Here is a 7,213-nt window from a genome sequence, read left to right on the forward strand (position 1 = left end):
CCCCCCCCCCCCCCCCCCCCCCCCCCCCCCCCCCCCCCCCCCCCCCCCCCCCCCCCCCCCCCCCCCCCCCCCCCCCCCCCCCCCCCCCCTCGGCGTATGTGTTCCCGATTGCTACTGGCCCCAGGTGTTGCCCTGGACTCCGCCGTTCTGGCCCAGGCCGCGGTTGGCCAGGTAGCCGCCGGAGGAGATGAAGTCGACGGGCGGCAACATCTCGCTGGGCTGGACCACCACGTAGCCCTCGCCCATGAAGGCCATGTTCCAGCCCTCGCCGGTGCCCCGGCGGCGTCGGTAGATGCGCGCCGAGTTGGTCTGCGCCTGCATGCTGATCGACAACCGGGTGCTCCACGCGATCACCGCGTCGGCGTCCGCGAACACCTCGGTGCCCTGGGTGACCCGCATGATCAGCGGCTTGCCCGAGGTCATCAGCGCGATCTTGCCGTTGCCGGTGATGTCCAGGTTGTAGGAGCCCGCGCCGGCGACCGACTGCGCGCTCTCGATCGCCACCACGTTCCAGCTCAGCGAGCTGTCCAGGGCCAGCACGTACTCGCCGTCCACGGTCAGGCCCTCGAAGTCGAGGTCGAGCACGTGGATCGACTGGGCCATGTTGGCCAGCCACATGGTGCCGGTGCCGTGGGCGCGCATCAGGTTGAGCTGTTCACCGGTGGCCGCGGCGGCCTGGCGTTCGGCGCCGGAGCGCATGTTGCCGTCGAAGTCGATCGCGCCCTGGTAGGCGACCATCGAGCCGACCCGGGCCAGGCAGTGGTCGGGCAGCCCGTTGCCGAGCTGGACCTTGAGCATGTGCGGGTTCTGCAGACTGAACCGCTCGGGCGTCTGCACGGGCGCATGGCCGAAAAGCGAGCTTTGCACGGTATTCCTCCTTCGCTCGCGGTCAGCCGCGCACGTGGAAACGGTCGGTGGCGTCCTCGGCCGGCTGCACGACGACGAAGCCGTTGCCCTTGAAGGACACCTGCATCGCCTCGCCGGAACCGCGCCCCACGATGCCGCCGAGCCGCATCGAGCGCTTGGTGCCCACCTTGAGGCTGGTGCTCCACGCGACGAGGGCGTCCGGGTCGACGTAGGTCTCGCGTTCGGACGGGTTGAGGACGACCGGCGTGCCGCGCGTGGTGATCGCGACCCAGCCCTGGCCGGACAGCTCCATGTTGAACAGGCCGTTGCCGCTGAACTTCGCGGTGACCCCGCTCACCATCTTGATCCGGTGTTCCAGGTTCTCGTCGAACGCGAGGATGTTGCTCGCGTTCACCGACAGCCCCTCGTTCGGGTTGAGCTGCATGATGGCCACGTCCGCGCCGTAGTCGGCGAAGTAGATGTCGCCCTGGCCGGTGCACTTCATCAGTTGCATGCGCTCGCCGGTGAGGCCGCTGGTCATCCGGCGCTGCATGCCCTGGCCGTGGCCCTCGAAGCGGATGTAACCCTCGTAGGCGATCATCGCGCCCTGCTTGGCCAACACGCCCGGCGCGCCGGGCTGGATGTTGACCCGACAGATCTTGTTGCCGTGCGCGCTCATCCGAGCCTGGGGTGCGGTCTGCCCGTACGCGGCGATCAGTTGCTGATCCATGTTCCCCTCACACCTCGTAGGGCTGGACGACGATGAAGTTGTTGCCGCCCGGCGGGCAGCGGAACTGCAGGTTGACCGTCTCGCCGCTGTGGCCGGGGAAGGCGGTCCTGCGCAGCCGCATCTGGGTCGTGGTGGAGACGTCCATGTCGGTCCACGCCACGATCGCGTTGCTGTCCGCGAAGGTCGGGCCCTGCACCGGGAGCACCAGCGGGATGCCCTGGGTCTTGATCACGATCGTGCCCTGGCCGCTGAAGGTCTGCGCGAACAGCGCGCCGCCGGGGATGCCCACGCCCTCGACCCGGGCCGGCTCCATGGTCAGGCCCTCGTCGAAGGCGAGCACGTTGGCCACGTTGACGAACAGCTTGGTGCCCTGGAGCTCGACCAGGTGCAGGTGCGCGGCGTCCTCGGCGAAGAACACCTCGCCGTTGCCCTCGCAGCGCATCAGTTCGAGCGACTGGCCGGTCTGCCGGTTGTCGAAGCGGCTGCGCAGGGTCTGGCCCTGGAACTTGAACTTCACGTCGCCCTGGTAGGCCACCATCACGCCCTGGCGGGCGATCACCTTGCCGCCGGAGACGTCGACCCGGACCATCTTGGCGTTCTGCTGGGTCCAGCGACCGCCGGCGGGCACCTCGCGGTACTGCTCGACGCCGTACTGGAAGGCCGGCTCGGCCGAGGCCACGCCGACACCCTGCATGCCCTGCGGCGGGGCCGGCGGGCCGCCGGGCACCGGCATCTGGAGCGTGGGCTGCATCTGGCCGGGCTGACCGACACCGGGATAGCCGCCGGGGCCCGCGGGCGGCGGGTAGCCGGCGGGGCCGGCCGGCGGTGGGTAGCCACCGGGCTGACCCATGCCGGGCGGCGCGGGCGGCGCCATGTGGCCCTGGTGCGGGGTCTGGTTCGGGTAGCCGCCGGGGCCGGGCGGACCGGGCGGTGGCGGGTAGCCTCCCGGCGCGCCGTGCGGCGGTGTGCCCTGGGGCTGGTTGTACTGCGGCGGGCCGGGCGGCGGCGGATACCCGCCGGGGGCGCCGTGCGGCGGCGTGCCGGGCTCGTTGTACTGCGGCGGGAGGGGCGGACCGCCCTGCATCGAACCGACCGGTTGCGGCGCGCCGGGCGGCGGGCCGAAGTTCGGCGCGGGAGCGGGCGGCGGCGGACCGCCCCCGGGCGGCCCGAACGAGGGCGCGGGCTGCTGCGACGGAATCCCGCCGCCGGGCGGGGCGAAGCCCGGGGCACCGCCGGGCGGCACGGGGGCCGGCGTCGGAGCCTCGTCCGGCTCGTCCTCGGCGACCTCGCCGCCGAAGTTCTCCAGGAGTGCGCGCAGCCCGCCGTCGAAGCCCTGTCCGACGGCGGAGAACCGCCAGACGTCCTTCTTGTAGATGTCCGCGATCATCACGGCGCGCTCGGTGCTGAACTCGCGCCCGGTGAACGCGTAGCGCGCGACCTCCTGGCCGCCCGCCACGATCCGCAGGTAGCCGGAGGCGACCTGGGACATCACGCCGTCGCCGTCGATGGTCGCGGTGAACGCGAGCTTGTTGACGTTCGGCGGGACCCGGTCCAGCGTCACGCGGAAGGACTCGGTGTCACCGGCCTGCGCGCCCAGGAGCTGGATCGATTCCTCGGGCGACTTGGGCTGGTTGAAGAAGATGAAGTACCGATCGTCGGACAATCGCTCACCGGCGTCCAACCCGAAGCACGCGATGTCGAACGTCAGCCCGGGACTGTCCAGATGTACCCCGACATACAGATCGGTCCCCGCGGTCAGGTCGGACAGCTTCGACTTCTGTCCCTTCCTGAACTCGACCACTGTGTGGCTCCCTTCCCCGCTTTTCCGCCGCCGGCGGTGCGGGCGCCCACCACCTGGGTCCCCGCCGCGCACGGCACGCTACAACATCGGATCCGCCCCGGTCCGGGTACGGCAAAACGCCCGGCGGCAGTCTCGTGCTTGCGACGAGCGATTGCCCGCGACCGGTTCCCGGCTGTGTACGCGCCTCACGCTATACGCCCGAATCCGGCACCGCGACGACTCTCGCGCGCCGGATCCGGGTCAGCCTCGGGGCTTGCGGGCGGTGCGATCGCGCGTTGTCCCGGCGCGCGTACCGTCCGCAGCGGCGGTGCCCTTGCGGGCCGCTCGACCCCCTGCCGCGGCGGCTCGGCCGCGGGCCGGCGGAGCCGGTTCCGGCACCGCCGACTTCGGGGTGCCGGGTGCGGCGTCCACATCGTCCTTGTCGTCGCTCATCGCGAGTCCGCTCGCGGCGGCGACACCCTCCAGATATCCCCGCGCGCGTTCGGTGCGCGGATATGCGGCGAGCAGCGTCCAAAAACGCGGTCCGTGGCCGGGCACCAGCAAATGCGCCAACTCGTGCAGCAATACATAGTCGACGACATACGTCGGCATGCCGCGCAGCCGGGTGGAGAGCCGGATCGTGCCGTCGATCGGAGTGCACGAACCCCAGCGGGTGTTCTGGTTGCCCACCCAGCGCACGCTCGCGGGCCGGGCCCGGCCGTCCAGATAGCGGGCGGACAGCTCCAGTGCCCGCGCGGAGAGATCCTCGTCACTGGGCCGCCGGCGCCGCTCCTGCGCGGCCAGGCGCTCCAGCATCACGCCGACCCAGCGTTTCTCCTCGGTCTGCGTCATCCGGCCGGGAAGCAGGACCACGGTCCGATCCCCGTCCCGGTAGGCCGACACGGTTCGTCTCCGTCGGGCGCTGCGACGCACCTCGACGGCACCCTGGTAGGGGGCTCCGGACAGCATGTCGTGTCCGGCCCCGGGATCCGCGACCATAACCAGGACGTTAACCGACGGCACCGACAGGGCGCCGCCGCTTCGGGCCGGCCGGGGGATATTCGACACCGCTTCTCGCGGGCATAAGCACTATTCGTTCGATTATTCCCATTCCATTCTTCTCGGCCTAATATTTCCAAATAGCATATTCATACGCGGGCTGTGGACGACGAAATACCCGGCGTTTTGCGGGCGGGCACGCTGGGACCGGCCGAGTCGCCCCGCGCGCCCGGTCACCGTCCCCGTTCCCGGTGTACCGCTCCTTCGGAGGCCCTCTCATGCGCCCGCTCCTCAAGCCCGCCCTGCGTCGGTTGTGGCGCGATCGACAGACCCTGCAACTGGGCCTGGATCCGCGCCGGGCCGTGCTGGTGGGCGGTCTGGACCCGACCACCACCCGCTTCGTCGAGCAGTTGGACGGCACCCGGGATCTGGAGCGCACCTGGGAGCTGGCCGAACGGGTCGGCCTCGCTCGCCCGCACGCCGAGGCGGTGCTGGACCTGCTGGCCCGCGAGGGTGTGCTGGAGGACGCCTCCGGGCGGCCCACCCCGGTGCCCGCGCTGCCCCACGAGCGCGCCCGGCTGGGTCCGGACCTGACCTCGCTCGCGCTACTGCACGGCAGCGGCGAGGCGGGCCTGGCCGCGCTCGACCGACGCGCCCGCGCGGTGGTGGCGGTGCACGGCGCCGGTCGGATCGGCGCCGCGGTGGCCGGCCTGCTCGCCGCCGCCGGGGTGGGTCACGTGGTGCCCGCCGACCGCCGTCCGGTGCGCCCGGGAGACGCCGGACCGGTGGCGTTCGGCTGGGACGACGAGCGCCCGCGCCGGGAGACCACCGTACGGGCCGCGCTGCGTCGCTCCGCCCCGGGAGTGCGCTGCGCGCTGCCCGCCGGGCGCGGCACGCCCGACGTCGCGGTGCTCGTCCCGGAGGGTCGCCCGGATCCGGAACCGGGCGCCCGCCTGATCCGGCAGCGGGTCCCGCACCTGTACGCGGACATCCGCGAGACCACCGGGGTGGTCGGGCCGTTCGTGCTGGTGGGCCGGTCGGCGTGTGGGCGCTGCCTGGATCTGGCCCGCAGCGACCGCGATCCGGGCTGGCCGCGCCTGCTGGCCCAGCTCGCGGCGGCGCCCGGCCCCGGCGAGGCCCCGTGCGACGTGGTGCTCGCCACCGAGGTCGCGGCCCGGGCGGCCCTTCAGGTGCTCACCTTCCTCGACGGCGCGCTGCCCACCACCGTGGACGGCACCGTGGAGATCGAGCTGCCGGACGGCCTGACCCGGCGCCGGAGCTGGTCGCCACACGCCCGCTGCGACTGCCGCGCCACCCACGCGGCGCAAGAGGTGGGCCCCATCACACATGCCGCATCGCCGAGTCGGACACAATGGGTCGCGTGAGCGATCTTCCGCGTAGGGCCGTGACCCGCACCGCCAAGCTCGCCTCCCTCCCGCTGGGGGTGGCCGGCCGGGCGACACTGGGCCTGGGCAGGCGTATCGGCGGCAGACCGGCCGAGATCGTCGCCGCCGAACTGCAACAGCGCACCGCCCAGCAGCTCTTCAAGGTGCTCGGCGAGCTGAAGGGCGGCGCGATGAAGCTCGGGCAGGCCCTGTCGGTGTTCGAGGCCGCGCTGCCCGAGGAGGTGGCCGGGCCCTACCGCTCGGCGCTGACCAAACTCCAGGACGCGGCGCCGCCGATGCCCGCGCGTACCGTGCACAAGGCGCTCGCGGAGAATCTCGGCGCGGACTGGCGTTCGCTCTTCGAGGAGTTCTCCGAGAGCCCCGCGGCGGCCGCGTCGATCGGCCAGGTGCACCGGGCGGTCTGGCACGACGGCCGCACGGTCGCGGTCAAGATCCAATACCCCGGGGCCGGCGACGCGCTGATCTCCGACCTGAACCAGCTTGGGCACGTCGCGCGCTTCGCCGGCGCGCTGATCCCGGGCATCGACGTCAAACCGCTGATCGCCGAGCTCAAGGCCCGGGTGGCCGAGGAACTGGACTACCAGCTCGAGGCCGAGGCGCAGACCGCGCACGCGGTGGAGTTCGACGGCGACCCGGACATCTTCGTGCCGCACGTGGTGCACCAGACCGAGCGGGTGCTGATCACCGAGTGGATGGACGGCAAACCACTGTCCCAGGTGATCGACAAGGGCAGCCAGGAAGAGCGCGACCGGGCCGGGCACATGCTCAGCCGGTTCCTGTTCTCCGGGCCCGCCCGCACCGGCATGCTGCACGCCGACTCGCACCCCGGCAACTTCCGGCTGCTGGACGACGGGCGCCTGGGCGTCCTGGACTTCGGCACGGTCAACCGGTTGCCCGAGGGGCTGCCCGAGCCGATCGGCCTGGCGTTTCGACTCGCGCTGGAGGGCGACGCGGACAGCGTCATGCAGGTGTTGCGCACCGAGGGCTTCGTCAAGCCGTCGATCAAGCTCGACGCCGCCGAAGTCCTGGACTACCTGCTGCCGTTCCTGGAGCCGGCCGAGGCCGAGGAGTTCACCTTCACCCGGGCCTGGATGCGCGAGCAGGGCGCGCGGATCGGCGACCCGCGCAATCCGGCGTCCGCGCTGGCCCGCCAGCTCAACCTGCCGCCGAGCTATCTGCTGATCCACCGGGTCACGTTGAGCACGATCGGCGTGCTGTGTCAGCTCGGCGCGACCGCGCCGTTCCGCGACGAACTGGCCACCTGGCTGCCCGGGTTCGTCGACGAGGACTACGAGGCCGAGGAATTCGACTTCTCCATCGAGGACATCGAGGAGATCGAAGAGGTGGAGGACGCGGAGGAGATCGACAACTCCGAGGACACCGCCGGGCGTTAGAGCCCGTCCGCGCCGCCGCGCACGCCGAAGGGCGGGCACCCCTCGAGGGGTGCCCGCC

5 protein-coding genes and 1 pseudogene are annotated in these 7,213 nt (G+C 72.1%); 2 read left to right on the plus strand and 4 right to left on the minus strand.

Annotation, left to right across the window (positions count from 1 at the left end):
- Positions 1-111 precede the first annotated feature (111 nt).
- The 4 genes and pseudogenes from ACZ4FV_RS51240 to ACZ4FV_RS51255 form a co-directional block, all read right to left on the minus strand.
- Entirely contained in the window at positions 112-867 is a 756-nt protein-coding gene (locus tag ACZ4FV_RS51240; protein WP_395866272.1) for an AIM24 family protein, read from the minus strand.
- 22 nt (positions 868-889) lie between these two features.
- Entirely contained in the window at positions 890-1,576 is a 687-nt protein-coding gene (locus ACZ4FV_RS51245; protein ID WP_395866274.1) for an AIM24 family protein, read from the minus strand.
- A 7-nt stretch (positions 1,577-1,583) separates the two neighbouring features.
- Complete coding sequence (locus tag ACZ4FV_RS51250) at positions 1,584-3,377, minus strand: TerD family protein (protein WP_395866276.1); 1,794 nt, start codon at positions 3,375-3,377, stop codon at positions 1,584-1,586.
- 435 nt (positions 3,378-3,812) lie between these two features.
- A pseudogene (locus tag ACZ4FV_RS51255) lies at positions 3,813-4,355 on the minus strand (M48 metallopeptidase family protein); the annotation flags it as partial.
- Between the two features lie 278 nt (positions 4,356-4,633).
- Here ACZ4FV_RS51255 and ACZ4FV_RS51260 point away from each other — a divergent pair.
- Both ACZ4FV_RS51260 and ACZ4FV_RS51265 read left to right on the plus strand, forming a co-directional pair.
- Positions 4,634-5,740 (plus strand): ThiF family adenylyltransferase, encoded by a 1,107-nt coding sequence (locus ACZ4FV_RS51260; RefSeq protein WP_465328262.1) that lies wholly within the window; start codon positions 4,634-4,636, stop codon positions 5,738-5,740.
- The gene (locus ACZ4FV_RS51265; protein ID WP_402230478.1) at positions 5,737-7,155 is read left to right on the plus strand and encodes an ABC1 kinase family protein; all 1,419 of its coding nucleotides are present in this window, start codon (positions 5,737-5,739) and stop codon (positions 7,153-7,155) included. Before ACZ4FV_RS51260 ends, ACZ4FV_RS51265 begins: the two co-directional genes overlap by 4 nt.
- The last annotated feature ends 58 nt before the right edge of the window (positions 7,156-7,213 follow it).

The organism is Embleya sp. NPDC025285 (assembly GCF_055558835.1).